This window comes from Aquabacterium sp. A3 (genome assembly GCF_038069945.1).
Taxonomy (GTDB): domain Bacteria; phylum Pseudomonadota; class Gammaproteobacteria; order Burkholderiales; family Burkholderiaceae_C; genus Aquabacterium.
The window spans coordinates 77590-90700 of record NZ_JBBPEV010000002.1; the positions used below are offsets into that span (position 1 = coordinate 77590).

Annotated in this window: 12 protein-coding genes; 9 read left to right on the forward strand and 3 right to left on the reverse strand. The window is 66.7% G+C overall.

Annotation, left to right across the window (positions count from 1 at the left end; translation table 11 throughout):
- Positions 1 to 19 precede the first annotated feature (19 nt).
- The gene (locus WNB94_RS09550) at positions 20 to 1582 is read right to left on the reverse strand and encodes a methyl-accepting chemotaxis protein (RefSeq protein ID WP_341390093.1); all 1563 of its coding nucleotides are present in this window, start codon (positions 1580 to 1582) and stop codon (positions 20 to 22) included.
- Positions 1583 to 1792: 210 nt separating this feature from the next.
- Here WNB94_RS09550 and lipA point away from each other — a divergent pair, with 210 nt between their 5' ends.
- The gene (lipA, locus tag WNB94_RS09555) at positions 1793 to 2776 is read left to right on the forward strand and encodes a lipoyl synthase (RefSeq protein WP_445819052.1); all 984 of its coding nucleotides are present in this window, start codon (positions 1793 to 1795) and stop codon (positions 2774 to 2776) included.
- Between the two features lie 155 nt (positions 2777 to 2931).
- Here the strand turns inward: lipA and WNB94_RS09560 are convergent, their stop codons facing one another.
- Both WNB94_RS09560 and WNB94_RS09565 read right to left on the reverse strand, forming a co-directional pair.
- The gene (locus WNB94_RS09560) at positions 2932 to 4110 is read right to left on the reverse strand and encodes a nidogen-like domain-containing protein (protein WP_341390096.1); all 1179 of its coding nucleotides are present in this window, start codon (positions 4108 to 4110) and stop codon (positions 2932 to 2934) included.
- Between the two features lie 198 nt (positions 4111 to 4308).
- Complete coding sequence (locus WNB94_RS09565; protein WP_341390097.1) at positions 4309 to 5706, reverse strand: aminotransferase-like domain-containing protein; 1398 nt, start codon at positions 5704 to 5706, stop codon at positions 4309 to 4311.
- Positions 5707 to 5988: 282 nt separating this feature from the next.
- Here WNB94_RS09565 and WNB94_RS09570 point away from each other — a divergent pair, with 282 nt between their 5' ends.
- From WNB94_RS09570 to WNB94_RS09605, 8 genes are read left to right on the forward strand one after another with little or no spacing between them, the layout of a single operon-like run.
- Positions 5989 to 6471: an MSMEG_0572/Sll0783 family nitrogen starvation response protein gene (locus WNB94_RS09570; protein WP_286746034.1), complete on the forward strand. Its 483-nt coding sequence runs from the start codon at positions 5989 to 5991 to the stop codon at positions 6469 to 6471.
- A gap of 2 nt (positions 6472 to 6473) precedes the next feature.
- The gene (locus tag WNB94_RS09575; RefSeq protein WP_341390100.1) at positions 6474 to 7445 is read left to right on the forward strand and encodes a Nit6803 family nitrilase; all 972 of its coding nucleotides are present in this window, start codon (positions 6474 to 6476) and stop codon (positions 7443 to 7445) included.
- A 41-nt stretch (positions 7446 to 7486) separates the two neighbouring features.
- Positions 7487 to 8572, forward strand: a complete 1086-nt coding sequence (locus WNB94_RS09580) for an MSMEG_0568 family radical SAM protein (RefSeq protein ID WP_341390562.1) — start codon at positions 7487 to 7489, stop codon at positions 8570 to 8572.
- A 25-nt stretch (positions 8573 to 8597) separates the two neighbouring features.
- Positions 8598 to 9161 (forward strand): MSMEG_0567/Sll0786 family nitrogen starvation N-acetyltransferase, encoded by a 564-nt coding sequence (locus tag WNB94_RS09585; RefSeq protein WP_341390101.1) that lies wholly within the window; start codon positions 8598 to 8600, stop codon positions 9159 to 9161.
- A gap of 20 nt (positions 9162 to 9181) precedes the next feature.
- Positions 9182 to 10237, forward strand: coding sequence for a sll0787 family AIR synthase-like protein (locus WNB94_RS09590; RefSeq protein ID WP_445819062.1), 1056 nt, complete (start codon positions 9182 to 9184; stop codon positions 10235 to 10237).
- On the forward strand, positions 10234 to 11466 hold the full coding sequence (locus tag WNB94_RS09595; RefSeq protein ID WP_341390103.1) for an MSMEG_0565 family glycosyltransferase: 1233 nt from the start codon (positions 10234 to 10236) through the stop codon (positions 11464 to 11466). Before WNB94_RS09590 ends, WNB94_RS09595 begins: the two co-directional genes overlap by 4 nt.
- Positions 11459 to 11746, forward strand: a complete 288-nt coding sequence (locus tag WNB94_RS09600) for an MSMEG_0570 family nitrogen starvation response protein (RefSeq protein WP_341390104.1) — start codon at positions 11459 to 11461, stop codon at positions 11744 to 11746. The genes WNB94_RS09595 and WNB94_RS09600 overlap by 8 nt, the downstream gene beginning before the upstream one ends.
- A gap of 33 nt (positions 11747 to 11779) precedes the next feature.
- A complete protein-coding gene (locus WNB94_RS09605) occupies positions 11780 to 13078 on the forward strand; it encodes an MSMEG_0569 family flavin-dependent oxidoreductase (protein ID WP_341390106.1) in 1299 nt (432 codons plus the stop codon).
- The last annotated feature ends 33 nt before the right edge of the window (positions 13079 to 13111 follow it).

Here is a 13111-nt window from a genome sequence, read left to right on the forward strand (position 1 = left end):
CAGAGGAGCTTGGCAGAGCTCAACGGAATCGCGACACCGAGGCCACCAGTTGCTGGGCCTGCTGGCGCAGACTCTGGGCGGCGGCGGCGCTTTGCTCCACCAGGGCGGCATTTTGCTGGGTGGACTGATCCATCTCGGTCAGCGAGGTTTGCAGCAGTGACACGCCCGTGCTTTGCTCTTCGCTGGCGTGGCGGATCTCTGCCACCGTGTCGGTCACGCGCTGGATGGCCTGCACCACCTCCTGCATGCTTTGGCCGGCCTTGTCCACCAGGGCCGAGCCGGTCTCCACCTTGTCCACGCTGCTGCTGATCAGGGCCTTGATCTCTCGGGCAGCGTTGGCGCTGCGGCTGGCCAGCGAACGCACCTCGTTGGCCACCACCGCAAAGCCCCGGCCCTGCTCACCGGCCCGGGCCGCCTCCACGGCCGCGTTCAAGGCCAGGATGTTGGTCTGGAAGGCGATGCCGTCGATCACGCCGATGATGTCGGCGATCTTGCGCGAGCTGTCATGGATGTCGCGCATGGTGCAGACCACCTCGCTCACGACCCCGCCGGCATCAGAGACGATGCGGCTGGCTGCGTCGGCCAGTTGATTGGCCTGGCGGGCGTTGTCGGCGTTCTGGCGCACGGTGTCATTGATCTCCACGGCGGTGCTGGCGGTTTGCTGCAGGCTGCTGGCCGTGCGCTCGGTGCGAACCGACAGGTCCTGGTTGCCGGCGGCCACCTCGCTGCTGGCCACTTCTACACCCTCGCTCACCTGCCGCACTTCGCCAATCAGTTCGGCCAGGTGATTGCGCATGCGCGCCATGTCGGCCAGCAGGGCGGCCACCTCGTCACCGCGCGGGTCGTGGGGCACCGGGTCCAGGCGGCCATCGGCAATGGCGCTGGACACGCTGCGGGCGTAGCGCAGCCCACCCACCAGCCGCCGCAGACCGCGCCAGGCCAGCCAGGTGGCAGGCAGCAGGGCCAGCACCAGCAGGCTGATGACGGCCCCCCACATCCAGCGGTAGGTGGCTTGAGCGGATTCGTACAGTCTGGCGGCCGAGTCCAGATGGTGCTGATCCAGTGCGTGCAGCGCGTCAAACAAGGCTTTTCCCTGCTCTCGCCCAATCAACAAGAAGGCGGCCAGTTGCTGCTTTTCATAGCGCCCTTGTCGCAGCGCTTCGGTCGTGGCATCGCTCTTGGCCATCCACGCCTCCATGGCCTGGCCCACCTGGGCCGCCACCGCGTGGTCCTGGGGCAGGCTGGACAGGGCTTGAAGGGTCTCCCACTCGGCATTGATCTTTTTGCGCCGCTCCAGCAAACGGCCGTGGTGCAGATCGGCCGGGTGGTCATGCACATCGGCCACGGGGCTGTCTGGGGCATGCTGGTAGGTCAGCAGCACTTCGGTGCGGTTGTCCTGGATCAGTTGTCGCAGCCGGGCTGCAGCCTGGCTGGCCTGCATGTGTGTGTCGTGCACCAGTTGCAGGTCGCGGCTCATGCTGTGCAGGCCCTGCAGTGACAGGGCGGCCAGGATCACGAAGCCCAGCCAGAAAATGCCGGTGGCGGCGCTCAGCCGGGCCGTCAGAGACAGGGGTTTGAACATCAAGAACTCCGATGCGTGAGGTGTGCTTTCAGGGGGCTGATCCGGCATGGCTGCCGGGCACATCGGCCAAGACCCCTGTTACCTGGGTGGGTATATCGGCCATTGAAGCGCATGGCTTGAACCCCGGAGGCGCAGATTTGCGCCACTTTGGTGCAGCACTTTGCGGCTTGCCACATCCAGCCCATGAGGCGCTTGGGCTACAGTCACGTCATGAGCGATTCGTCTGCCCCCCCCACCTACGACCCCTCGGCCAAGCAAAAAGCCCAGGCCAAAACCGCGCGCATCCCCATCAAGATCGTGCCGGCGGGTGAGGCGCTCAAAAAGCCCGACTGGATCCGCGTCAAGGCCGGCTCGCCCAGCACGCGCTTCTACGAGATCAAGAACATCCTGCGCGAGCACAAGCTGCACACCGTGTGCGAAGAGGCCTCGTGCCCCAACATCGGTGAATGCTTTGGCCATGGCACGGCCACGTTCATGATCATGGGCGACAAGTGCACGCGCCGCTGCCCGTTTTGCGACGTGGGCCACGGCCGCCCTGACCCGCTCGATGTCAACGAGCCGGCCAATCTGGCCAAGACCATCGCGGCGCTCAAGCTCAAGTACGTGGTGATCACCTCGGTGGATCGCGACGACCTGCGCGATGGCGGTGCGGCGCACTTCGTCGACTGCATCCGACAGGTGCGTGAGCAATCGCCGGCCACGCGCATCGAGATCCTGGTGCCTGACTTCCGGGGCCGCGACGACCGCGCCCTGGATATCCTCAAGGCCGCACCGCCCGACGTGATGAACCACAACCTGGAGACCGCGCCACGCCTGTACAAGGAAGCGCGTCCGGGCAGCGACTACCAGTTCAGCCTGAACCTGCTCAAGAAGTTCAAGGCCCTGCACCCGGACGTGCCCACCAAGAGCGGCATCATGGTCGGCCTGGGCGAGACGGACGAGGAGGTGTACCAGGTGATGCGCGACATGCGTGCGCACGACATCGACATGATCACCATCGGGCAGTACCTGGCCCCATCAGGACACCACCTGCCGGTGCGCCGCTACGTGCACCCCGACACCTTCAAGGCCTACGAGCAGGCCGCCATGGAGATGGGCTTCACCCACGCGGCGGTGGGGGCGATGGTGCGCAGCAGTTATCACGCCGATCAGCAGGCGATGCAGGCTGGGGTGTCTGTCGATCCGGGCCACTGAGCCTGTTGGGTCGATTGAAGCGGCAGGCCCCTCAGCGTGAGGGCACCGGCCGCATCATCGCGGCCAAGACCGCCTTCGCGCTGGCGATTGCAGATCGTTGCGCGAATCCAGACTGGCCCATGCCCGCTCGCTCGACAAAGCCTGACTCGGTCAGCTCAGGGCACAAGGCAGTGGCTGTGGCGGCCCTGGCATCGCCACACCACAAACAAGCCCGCAACGACCAGCGCCAATGTCTCGGGTTCGGGCACTGGTGCAGTGATGCTGGTGATGATGGGGATCTGGCTCATGCTCGTGGTGCCCGTGCTGGAAAACGTCAAACCCGTGACGAACGCATAGGGGTCTGTCGGATCCAGGTTGGCCTCAGGCTCGATGCCTGTCACACGAAACAGAGTCACTGCCGAGCCGAATGAGTAGACCGTTCCCCCCTCGGCATTCAGCACTTCGGTAACGTACTGCGTGCCGTCCCAGACCTCGATCGTGTACAGGCCATCACCAAGCCCCTCAGGCAACAGGACGCTGGTGAAGAATTGGTCTGGGGTCTCGATCGTGTAGGTGTAGCCGGTTGCCACGTCGGGGTCAATGAATATCATCTGATCCACAGCGGTGACATTGAAGGTGAAGTCCCAGCCAGCTTCAACTTCGTCCGGGTCAAACACAGGCAGGATGGGGTTGCTGGCCGTGCTGCCAGGCAGCTGGCCTGCATTGAACGAAAACCTGAACAGGCCCTTTTCTCCACCCAAGACATTCGTGGTGTTGACCAGGTTCAGCACATCATCGGTCAGCGAGCCGTCCAGAACCTGCCAATTCCGGCCGTCACCCGCATCCCATCCTGCTTGCGCACGAACGCCGCCCAGTCCGGCGAAACCACCGCTGGCGTCGCCGGTGGTCCATTGCAATTGCTGGTAGCGGAACTCTGCGTCAAAACTCCCATTGCTGTCGGTCTTGTACAGAGCCAGCTGGAAGGTGTTGACCTTGCTGGTGTTTTCGGAGAAGTAACCCACCCTGTCCCAGGTGACGACCAGTGTGTTTTCGTTGGGCGACATCACCCAGACCTGGTTGCCGCCCCCCGGGAGTGGCCCGGAGCCGGTGTCAACGTCTGCCCAGTAGGGCGCCAGCATCGGCTGGTTGGCGACAGGGAAGGGCTCCGGGGTGAAATCGCCCAGAGGAGACTCGAAGGTGATGTTTCCGTTGTTGTTGAGGAAAAACGTGCTGTAACTGCGGTCAAACCATCTGATCTCGAATGGCAGATTCAAGGCGCCGCTGGACCCGTCATCGGTGGCGAACAGTGGCGAGACGCCGTAGCCGAGGTCGCCCCCAACCAGCGGGTCGTCCACCCTGAGCAACTCGATGGCGTGAGCACTGGGGATGACGGTGATCGCCAGCACGAGCGAGGCGACTGCAACGTGTACTTTGTCCAGCATGTCAGTTCCTGAGTTTGTTGATATGGGTGTACCCCTTGGCCCACTGTAAGCGTGCTTGCCGACGATGTGAGCCCCCAAGAACTTGGGGGGCGCAGTTTGACTGAGCAGACTTCACATCACCGACGCATGCACCTGCTGCGGGTGCCGCAGCACGTCGGCCACCACGCGCAGACTTTGCTCGCACTGGGCCTGGGTGCTGGGTCCGCCCAGGCACAGGCGCACGGCCCGGGGGGGCGCGGTGTTGGTGGCGAAGGCGGTGCTGGCCACCGCCGCCACCCCGCGTGAGCGCCAGAACGACGCCGCCTCGTTGGGGCTCAAGGTGTCGGGCAGCGTCAGCCAGGCGTGAAAGCAGTCGGCCTGGCTCCACACATTCCAGTCGCTCAAATGCTTGAGCAGCAAGGCGTGGCGTGCGTTGGTTTCTTTGCGGATGGCCTGCACCATCGCGGTGGCCGTGCCGTCGTTGATCCATTGGGTGGCCAGCGAGACGGTGGGCGGCGCGGCCATCACGGTCAGTGCGCGCATGGCCCCGGCCAGGCGCTGCGTGGCCTGGGCGGTGGGGGCGTGCACATAGGCCACCCGCAAGCCCGCACCCAGGCATTTGGCAAAGCCCGTCACGTGGTAGGTCAGCTCAGGCGCCAGTTCGGCCAGGGTGCGTGGGGGCTTGGTGGGCAGTGCGCCGTAGGCATCGTCTTCGATGATGGGGATGGCATATCGCAGGGCGATGTCGGCCAGTGCCTCGCGCCGGCCGGCGCTCATGGTCACTGACGTGGGGTTGAGCATCGTGGGGTTGCAGTACAGCGCCTTGGGGTGCACGTGCTTGCAGGCGTCTTCAAAGTGCTGCGGACAGGGGCCTTCTTCGTCCACCGGCAGCGCATGCAGCTTGATGCCCAACTGCGTGGCCAGCGCCTTGATGCCGGGGTAGCTGAGCGATTCGACGCAAACGGTGTCGCCGGGGCGGGCCAGCAGGCTCAGCAGGCCGCACAGCAGGCCATGGATGCCCGGGCCCACCAGCAGGCGCTCGGCGTGCGTGGGGCCCATGATGCCGCTCAGCCAGCGGGCGCCGGCGTCGCGGTCGGCCGGGCTGCCGCCAAAATCCTGGTAGCGCAGGTGCGCCAGCAGCCGGCGAGGGTCGGTGTACATCTGGGCGCAGCCCTCGGCCATGCGCTGCAGCAAGGCCGGGTCGTCGGGCTCGGGGGGCAGGTTCATGGTCATTTCGGCGGCCGTGCCGCCACGCAAGGGCAGGGCGGGCACCGCGCTGCGCACAAAGCTGCCCCGTCCGGGGCGGGCGTCGATCTGGCCGCGCTTTTGCGCCTCGGCCAGGCCACGGGCCACGGTGGTGTAGTTCAGGCCCAGGGCCTGGGCCAGCTCGCGCAGCGGCGGCAGCCGATCGCCGGGTGTCAGTCGGCCGCTGGCCAGGTCTTCGGCCAGCAGTTCAGGGATGAGCAGGTAGGCGGGCTTGTGGCTGTCGCGCAAGCGTTGCGCCCAGTGGCGGGTGAAGGTGTTGGGCATGCCGCATTGATTGCATCAGTCGTGCCAGTTGATCGCCTCATGGTGTGCACACAACTTGTGCGGGCCTGCGCCGTTCGAGTGCCTGTGCGTCGTTGTGGTTCATCGCGGGGGTGTGCGGCTTGATCGCATATCGGCCGATCAATTCAGCGCCCGGATGGGGCGGTGGCGCGGGTGCCCAGGCAGGGGTGGCTTGATCGCCTCTTGATCGCATGGCGAGTGTGCCGGTTGGCACAACGGCTGCACCTCCGCCAGAGTCCCTCAACCCTGATTGGAGAACCCACCATGCCTGCAGTGACCAAAGCCCCCAACGCCATCGGCGACTTCCTGGTCGACTATGAAGAAAAAGTCTTTGAAGACGTGAAGGCCGAGCCGGGCGACAAGGCCCTGGTCACCTTCCACACCGTGGCCTTCGAGGGCTCGATCGGCTTCGTCAACCTGCTGCAGGCCACGCGCCTGCAACGCAAGGGCTTCGACACCTCGGTGCTGTTGTACGGCCCGGGCGTCACGCTGGGCGTGAAGCGGGGCTTTCCCAAGCTGGGTGATGCCGCCTTTCCGGGCCACCTGAACTTCAACGACCAGATCGCCAAGTTCATCGCCGAAGGCGGCAAGGTCTACGCCTGCCGCTTCGCGCTGCAGGCCCTGTATGGCCACGGTGAGGGTTCGCTGATCGAAGGCATTAAGCCCATCAACCCGCTCGACGTGCTGGACATCATCTTGCTGCACCGCAAAGAGAAGGCCTTCATCCTCGACACCTGGACCTTGTGACCATGAGCCCAGCACGCATCATCAAGGCGGCGGCCGCGCAGATCTCGCCGGTGCTCAACGAGGCCGAGGGCACCTTGCACAAGGTGCTGGACACCATCGATCAGGCGGCCCGTCAGGGCGTGCAGATCATCGTGTTTCCCGAGACCTTGGTGCCGTACTACCCGTACTTCTCGTTCATCCGGCCGCCCATGGCCTCCGGGGCCGAGCACATGGCGCTGTACGAGCACGCGGTGGCGGTGCCCGGCCCGGTCACCGACGCGGTGGCGCAGCGCGCCGCACGGCATGGCATGGTGATCGTGCTGGGTGTCAATGAGCGAGACCACGGCACCATCTACAACAGCCAGCTCATCTTTGACGAGACGGGCGCGCTGCGTCTCAAGCGTCGCAAGATCACGCCCACCTTCCATGAGCGCATGGTGTGGGGGCAGGGCGATGGCAGCGGGCTGAAGGTGGTGCCCACCGGCGTGGGCCGGGTCGGCGCACTGGCCTGTTGGGAGCACTACAACCCGCTGGCCCGCTATGCCCTGATGGCCCAGCATGAAGAGATCCACTGCGCGCAGTTTCCCGGCTCGCTGGTGGGGCCCATCTTTGCCGACCAGATGGAGGTCACCATCCGCCACCACGCGCTGGAGGCGGGCTGCTTCGTCATCAACGCCACGGGGTGGCTGACCGACGAGCAGATCACCTCCATCACGCCCGACCCGGCCTTGCAGCGTGCGCTGCGCGGTGGTTGCTGCACGGCCATCGTCTCGCCTGAAGGCGTGCACCTGGCGCCACCCTTGAAAGAAGGCGAAGGCCTGCTGATCGCCGACCTGGACATGAGCCTGGTCACCAAGCGCAAACGCATGATGGATTCGGTGGGGCACTACGCCCGTCCCGAGTTGTTGAGTCTGAACCTGGACGACCGCGCCACGGCGCCTGTCCATGCCCTGCGTCGCCCCAACGAGGAGGATCCTGCATGTCTGCCGTCCTGACCCCCCGCACCGACACCCTGAGCCCGCAAGCCCGGGCGCTGATCACCGAGTTGCAATCGCAGGGGTTGCGCCTGCAGGATCCCTCCGCCGGGCTGCCCAGCCGGCGGGGTGGGGCCGGCCCGTCCGACCACAAGGCCGTCACCATCGATGGCCACACGGTGATGGTGCCGGTGCACACCGCGCCCGCATTCGATTCGCCGTTCGTGGCCGATGCGCCGGATGAGCATGGCCACAGCACGCTCAAGCACAGCCGCATCCCGATCGCGCAGATCAGCTTTCCGGCGACGCCGCGCTTTTACGCCAGGCACACGGCCGACGGTGTGCCTTACTCGCACATCGCCACACTGCATGGCCGCGATGTGTTGGCCACCACCGTGCTGCAAACCTGCATCCGATACGAGAGCCGCAAGAAAACCTGCCAGTTCTGCTCCATCGGCCAGTCGCTGGCGGCGGGGCGCACCATCGCCCACAAGACGCCCGAGCAGTTGGCCGAGGTGGCCCGCGCAGCGGTGGCGCTGGATGGCGTCCAGCACATGGTGCTGACCACCGGCACCCCGCCCACGCCCGACCGAGGCGCCGCCGTGCTGGTGGACAGTGCACGTGCCATCAAGGCGGTCGTGCCGCACCTGCCCATCCAGGCGCAATGCGAGCCGCCCGATGACGACGCCTGGTTTCAGCGCATGAAGGACGCGGGCGTGGACACGCTGGGCATGCACCTGGAGGCCGTCACGCCCGAGGTGCGCGCACGCATCATGCCGGGCAAGGCCAGCGTGCCGCTGTCGCGTTACTTCAGCGCCTTCGAGGCGGCTGTGCGCGTGTTCGGGCGCGGCCAGGTCAGCACCTACATCCTGGCCGGCCTGGGTGACAGCGCCAACGACATCCTGGCCATGAGCCAGCGCTTGCTCGATGTGGGGGTGTATCCCTTCGTCGTGCCTTTTGTGCCCATCAGTGGCACACCACTGGAAGGCCACCCCGCGCCCGACCCCGCCTTCATGCGTGCGGTGCTCGAGCCCTTGGGCCGCATGGTGGTGCAGGCCGGCTTGCGCGCCAGTGACATCAAGGCCGGCTGTGGCAAATGCGGCGCGTGCTCGTCGCTGTCGGTGTACGAAACCGCCGCCCTGGCCTGAAGCCAGGTGATCAGGAGCCGATGCCATGAGCCTCGATGTGTTGTGTGACCTGCCCCAGACCTTCCACCCGGTGGCGTTTCGCATCAAGCGCGCCAGTGAGCGTTGGGAGCACCGCGATGCCCACGCCCTGCGGCGCGCCGTGTTCTGTGTCGAGCAGGGCATCTTCGTGGGCGATGACCGCGACGAGGTGGACGAGGCCCCCCAGCTCAAGACCCAGGTGCTCGTGGCCTGCACCAGCCTGGCCGGCGAATGCGACCAGGTGGTGGGCACGGTGCGCATCCACCAGCCCGAACCCGGCGTGTGGTGGGGCTCGCGCCTGGCGGTGCACCCGTCGTTCCGGCATGTGGGCCGCATCGGGGCCACCTTGATCCGGCTGGCCGTGTGCTCGGCACACGCGCAGGGCGCCCACACCTTCTGGGCCCATGTGCAGCAGGCCAATGTGCCTTTGTTCGAGCGCCTGCACTGGCACCGCCTGTCCGAGCTCAGTCTGCACGGGCGGCCCCATGCGCTCATGCGGGCCGAGCTCATGCAGTACCCGCCATGCCATGCGCCCGATTGGGGCTTTCTCACGCGGGTGGTGGCGCCATGAGCACCATCGCCACCCCCGTGCTGTCCACCGGTGAGGTGGTGCGCGCGCTGCGCAGCAGCCGAGGCTTTGCCCACAAGCGAGACATCGCGGGGGTGGCCGATACCCTGGCGCGTTGCCTGCCCGGTGGCCACACCGACCTGACACTGGCCGAGCACCAAGGCGTGATGCTGGGCGACGATTGCGCCGTCATTCCTGACCACCATGGCCACCTGCTCTTCGCCATCGAAGGCCTGGTCGAGGACTTTGTGGAGGCCATGCCCTGGTTCGCTGGCTACAGCGCGGTCATGGTCAACCTCAGCGACATCGCCGCCATGGGCGGCCGACCTATCGCGGTGGTGGACGCCATTTGGAGCGCCGGTGCCGATCAGGCCGAGCCCATCCTGCAAGGCATGGCGGCGGCTTCGGCCGCCTATGGCGTGCCCATCGTGGGGGGGCACAGCAATCAGCGCGCAGCCCGCCCTCAGTTGGCGGTGGCGGTGCTGGGCCGTGCGCAAGCCCTGCTCAGCAGCTTTGCCGCCCAACCCGGCCACACCCTGCTGATGGCGGTGGACCTGCGCGGCCAGTGGGAGGCCGCCTACCCCTTCTGGAACGCATCGACCCGCGCCCCTGCGGATCGCCTGCGTGACGACCTGGCCTTGCTGCCTGAAGTGGCAGAGGCCGGCCTGTGCGGCGCCGCCAAAGACATCAGCATGGCCGGCGTGCTGGGGACGGCGCTGATGTTGGCCGAGTGCTCGCGCGTGGGCTTGCGCATCGACGTGAGTGCCTTGCCCCATCCCCCCGGGCATGCCCATGATGACGAGCCAGAGGCCTTCCTGCGCTGGTTGCAGGCCTTTCCCAGCTATGGCTACCTCTTGAGTGTGGCGCCCGGCCACGTGGCGGCCGTGCAGGCGCGCTTCATCAGTCGGGGCCTGGCCTGCTCGCCCATCGGCACCGTGGAGGCGGGCAGCGGGGTGTGGTTGCAGCGAGGCGGCCTGCAGGGTGATGCCTCGAAAGACCTGGCCCTGTTGTGGGACTGGCAACGCGAGCCCTTCATCGCCGGCGCGCCGTCGGCCCACCCGAAGGAGCCGCACGCATGATGAAAACGCCTTTGCGCATCGCCTTGCTGATGCACTCGCTCAACCCACGCGGCGGCGTGGTGCACACCCTGGAGCTGGCCGATGCGCTGGTGCAGTTGGGGCACGAGGTGACGGTGATCGCCGCCGGTCGGCCCGATCAGGGGCTGTTTCGGCCCACCTTGGCCCGCCTGTCGGTGGCGCCCCTGGGCGAGCTGCCCTCCGCGCTGGTGCCCATGGTGGGGGCTCGCATGCTGGCCGTGGCCGCCCATTTGCGCAGCCTGGACCTGGCTGCGTTCGACGTGGTGCATTCGCAAGACAGCATCACCGCCAACGCCCTGGCCGACCTGCAGGCCGAGGGGCGCATCGGTGGCTTTGTGCGCACGGTGCACCACCTGGACACCTTCGATGAGCCCCAGCTCACCGCGTGGCAGGCACGGGGTGTTCACTCCGCTCAGCACCTGATGTGCGTGAGCGGCCTCTGGCAAGGCGTGCTCGCCCGCGACTGGGGCCGCCCCGCACACCGCGTTGGCAATGGCGTGAACCTGCAGCGCCATCAGGCCGATGCCAGTGAAGCCCAGCAAGCCGCCGATGCGCTGGTGTTGCGCGCGTGGGGCCTGAGGCCGGGCACGCCCTACTGGCTGGCCGTGGGCGGCGTCGAGGCCCGCAAGAACACCGCACGCCTGCTGCACGCCTTCGCCATGGTGCGCCAGGAGGTGCCTGAGGCGCGCCTGGTCGTCGTCGGCGGCGCGAGCGTGCTCGAACACGCCCAGGCACAAGCCGAGTTCGATGCTGTGCGCCGCACCCAGGGCATGGCGCTCGGTCAGCCTCATCAAGACAGCGTGTTGCTCACCGGCCCTGTGCCCGAGGGGGTGTTGCCTGCGCTGTATCGCCAGGCCATCGCCTTGGCCATGCCCTCGGTCAAAGAAGGCTTCGGGCTGGTGGCCATCGAGGCCATGGCCTGCGGCACACCGGCCATCGTCTCGCGCATCGCGCCCTTCACCGAGCACCTGCAGCCGCACGAGGTCTTCTGGGCCGACCCGTTGAGCGTGCACGACATCGCTTTGGCGCTGCGTGCAACCTGGCGGCTGCGCCAACAGCCCGACGAGCGCGCAGCACACGCCCTACAGGCCCGCCAGGTGGCGTCCCGCTTTGACTGGCGCGCCTGTGCGCAGCAGCACCTGGCGATCTACGCCGGCCAGGCCAGCCGTTCACATCGTTTTGTTTCAACCGAGCACCCCTGCCATGCCTGAAATGCATTTCACCGTCCGCTGGCCCGATGGCTGCGAAGCGCACTGCTACTCCCCCTCACTCGTGGTCCAGGATTTTTTGGTGCCTGGCCAGCGCTACCCATTGCCTGACTTCCTGCACCGCACCCACCAGGCCCTGTCGATCGCCAGCGAGCGCGTGGCGGCCAAGTACGGATTCGCCTGCTCCCGCGCCATGGACCAGTGGGCGGCCATCGCCACGCAGGCCGAGGCCTTCAAGGCCCAACCCGATGCCCAGGTCGAAGTGCTGCGCTTTGACCTCTGAGCCCGATCAACGCTGAACTTCAAAGATCACACCATGCCCCAACACCATGACGTCATCATCGTGGGCGCCGGCCAGGCCGGCTTGTCGCTGAGTCATTACCTGCAGCAGCGCGGCATCGACCACCTGCTGCTGGAAAAGCACACCCCCATGCACGCCTGGCGCCATCAGCGCTGGGATGCCTTCTGCCTGGTCACGCCGAACTGGCAATGCAAGCTGCCTGGCCACGACTACGCCGGCCCCGAGCCCCACGGCTTCATGAAAAAGGCCGAGATCATCGAGTACCTGGACGCCTTCCTGGCCAAGGTCAGACCACCGCTGATGACGGGGGTCACGGTGCGCCATGTCAAGCGGCAGGCCGATGGTCTGTATGCCATCCAGACCTCGGCCGGCGCGTTCAGCGCGCGCCAGGTGGTGGTGTGCTCGGGCGGTTATCACGAGCCCGTGGTGCCCCGTCTGGCGGAGCGCCTGCCCGCGCACATCGTGCAGCTGCACTCCGAGCAGTACCGCAACCCGCAGGCCCTGCCTGAAGGCGGCGTGCTGGTGGTGGGCTCGGGCCAGTCGGGCGCGCAGATCGCCGAAGACCTGCACCTGGCCGGCAAGCAGGTTCACCTGGCCGTGGGCGATGCGCCGCGTTGCGCACGCTTTTACCGAGGCCGCGACGTGGTCGACTGGCTGGCCGACATGGGCTACTACGACATGCCGGTGGACCAGCACCCGCTGCGCGAAGGCGTGCGCGACAACACCAACCATTACGTCACCGGCCGTGACGGTGGGCGCGACATCGACCTGCGCGCCTTTGCCCTGCAGGGCATGAAGCTGTACGGCTTGCTTGACGGCTTGAACGATGGCGTGATGAGCTTCCAAAACACACTTCAAGACGCGCTGGACCAGGCCGACAAGACCTACAACGGCATCAACGCCGCCATCGACAAACACATTGCAGATCGGGGCCTGAATGCGCCGCCTGCGTCGGTGTACACGCCGGTGTGGCACCCCGAAGGTGGCACGGCGCACACGCAGTTGGATCTGGCGGCCGCCGGCATCACGGCGGTGATCTGGTGCATCGGGTTCAAGCCCGACTTTGGTTGGGTGGACGCCCCGGTGTTCAACGGGCGGGGGCAGCCGGTGCACCAGCGGGGCGTCACGCCGCAGCCGGGGCTGTACTTTCTGGGCCTGCCGTGGTTGCACACTTGGGGCTCGGGGCGCTTCTCGGGCGTGGCGCGCGACGCGCTGTACCTGGCCGAGCAGATCGAGGCCAGGGCAGCACCGGGCGGGTTGAGCGGGCCGGCCTGGTCGGCCCCTGTCGTTCGGGCGCCACTGACGGTGGGCTGAATGCCGCCGAACGCTGCATTTGTGCCTCAAAAA

Coding starts and splice junctions, on each gene's coding strand:
- WNB94_RS09550 (WP_341390093.1), bottom strand. CDS start 1,582: ATGTTCAAACCCCTGTCTCTGACGGCCCGGCTGAGCGCCGCCACCGGC.
- lipA (WP_445819052.1), top strand. CDS start 1,793: ATGAGCGATTCGTCTGCCCCCCCCACCTACGACCCCTCGGCCAAGCAA.
- WNB94_RS09595 (WP_341390103.1), top strand. CDS start 10,234: ATGATGAAAACGCCTTTGCGCATCGCCTTGCTGATGCACTCGCTCAAC.
- WNB94_RS09565 (WP_341390097.1), bottom strand. CDS start 5,706: ATGCCCAACACCTTCACCCGCCACTGGGCGCAACGCTTGCGCGACAGC.
- WNB94_RS09585 (WP_341390101.1), top strand. CDS start 8,598: ATGAGCCTCGATGTGTTGTGTGACCTGCCCCAGACCTTCCACCCGGTG.
- WNB94_RS09605 (WP_341390106.1), top strand. CDS start 11,780: ATGCCCCAACACCATGACGTCATCATCGTGGGCGCCGGCCAGGCCGGC.
- WNB94_RS09570 (WP_286746034.1), top strand. CDS start 5,989: ATGCCTGCAGTGACCAAAGCCCCCAACGCCATCGGCGACTTCCTGGTC.
- WNB94_RS09575 (WP_341390100.1), top strand. CDS start 6,474: ATGAGCCCAGCACGCATCATCAAGGCGGCGGCCGCGCAGATCTCGCCG.
- WNB94_RS09600 (WP_341390104.1), top strand. CDS start 11,459: ATGCCTGAAATGCATTTCACCGTCCGCTGGCCCGATGGCTGCGAAGCG.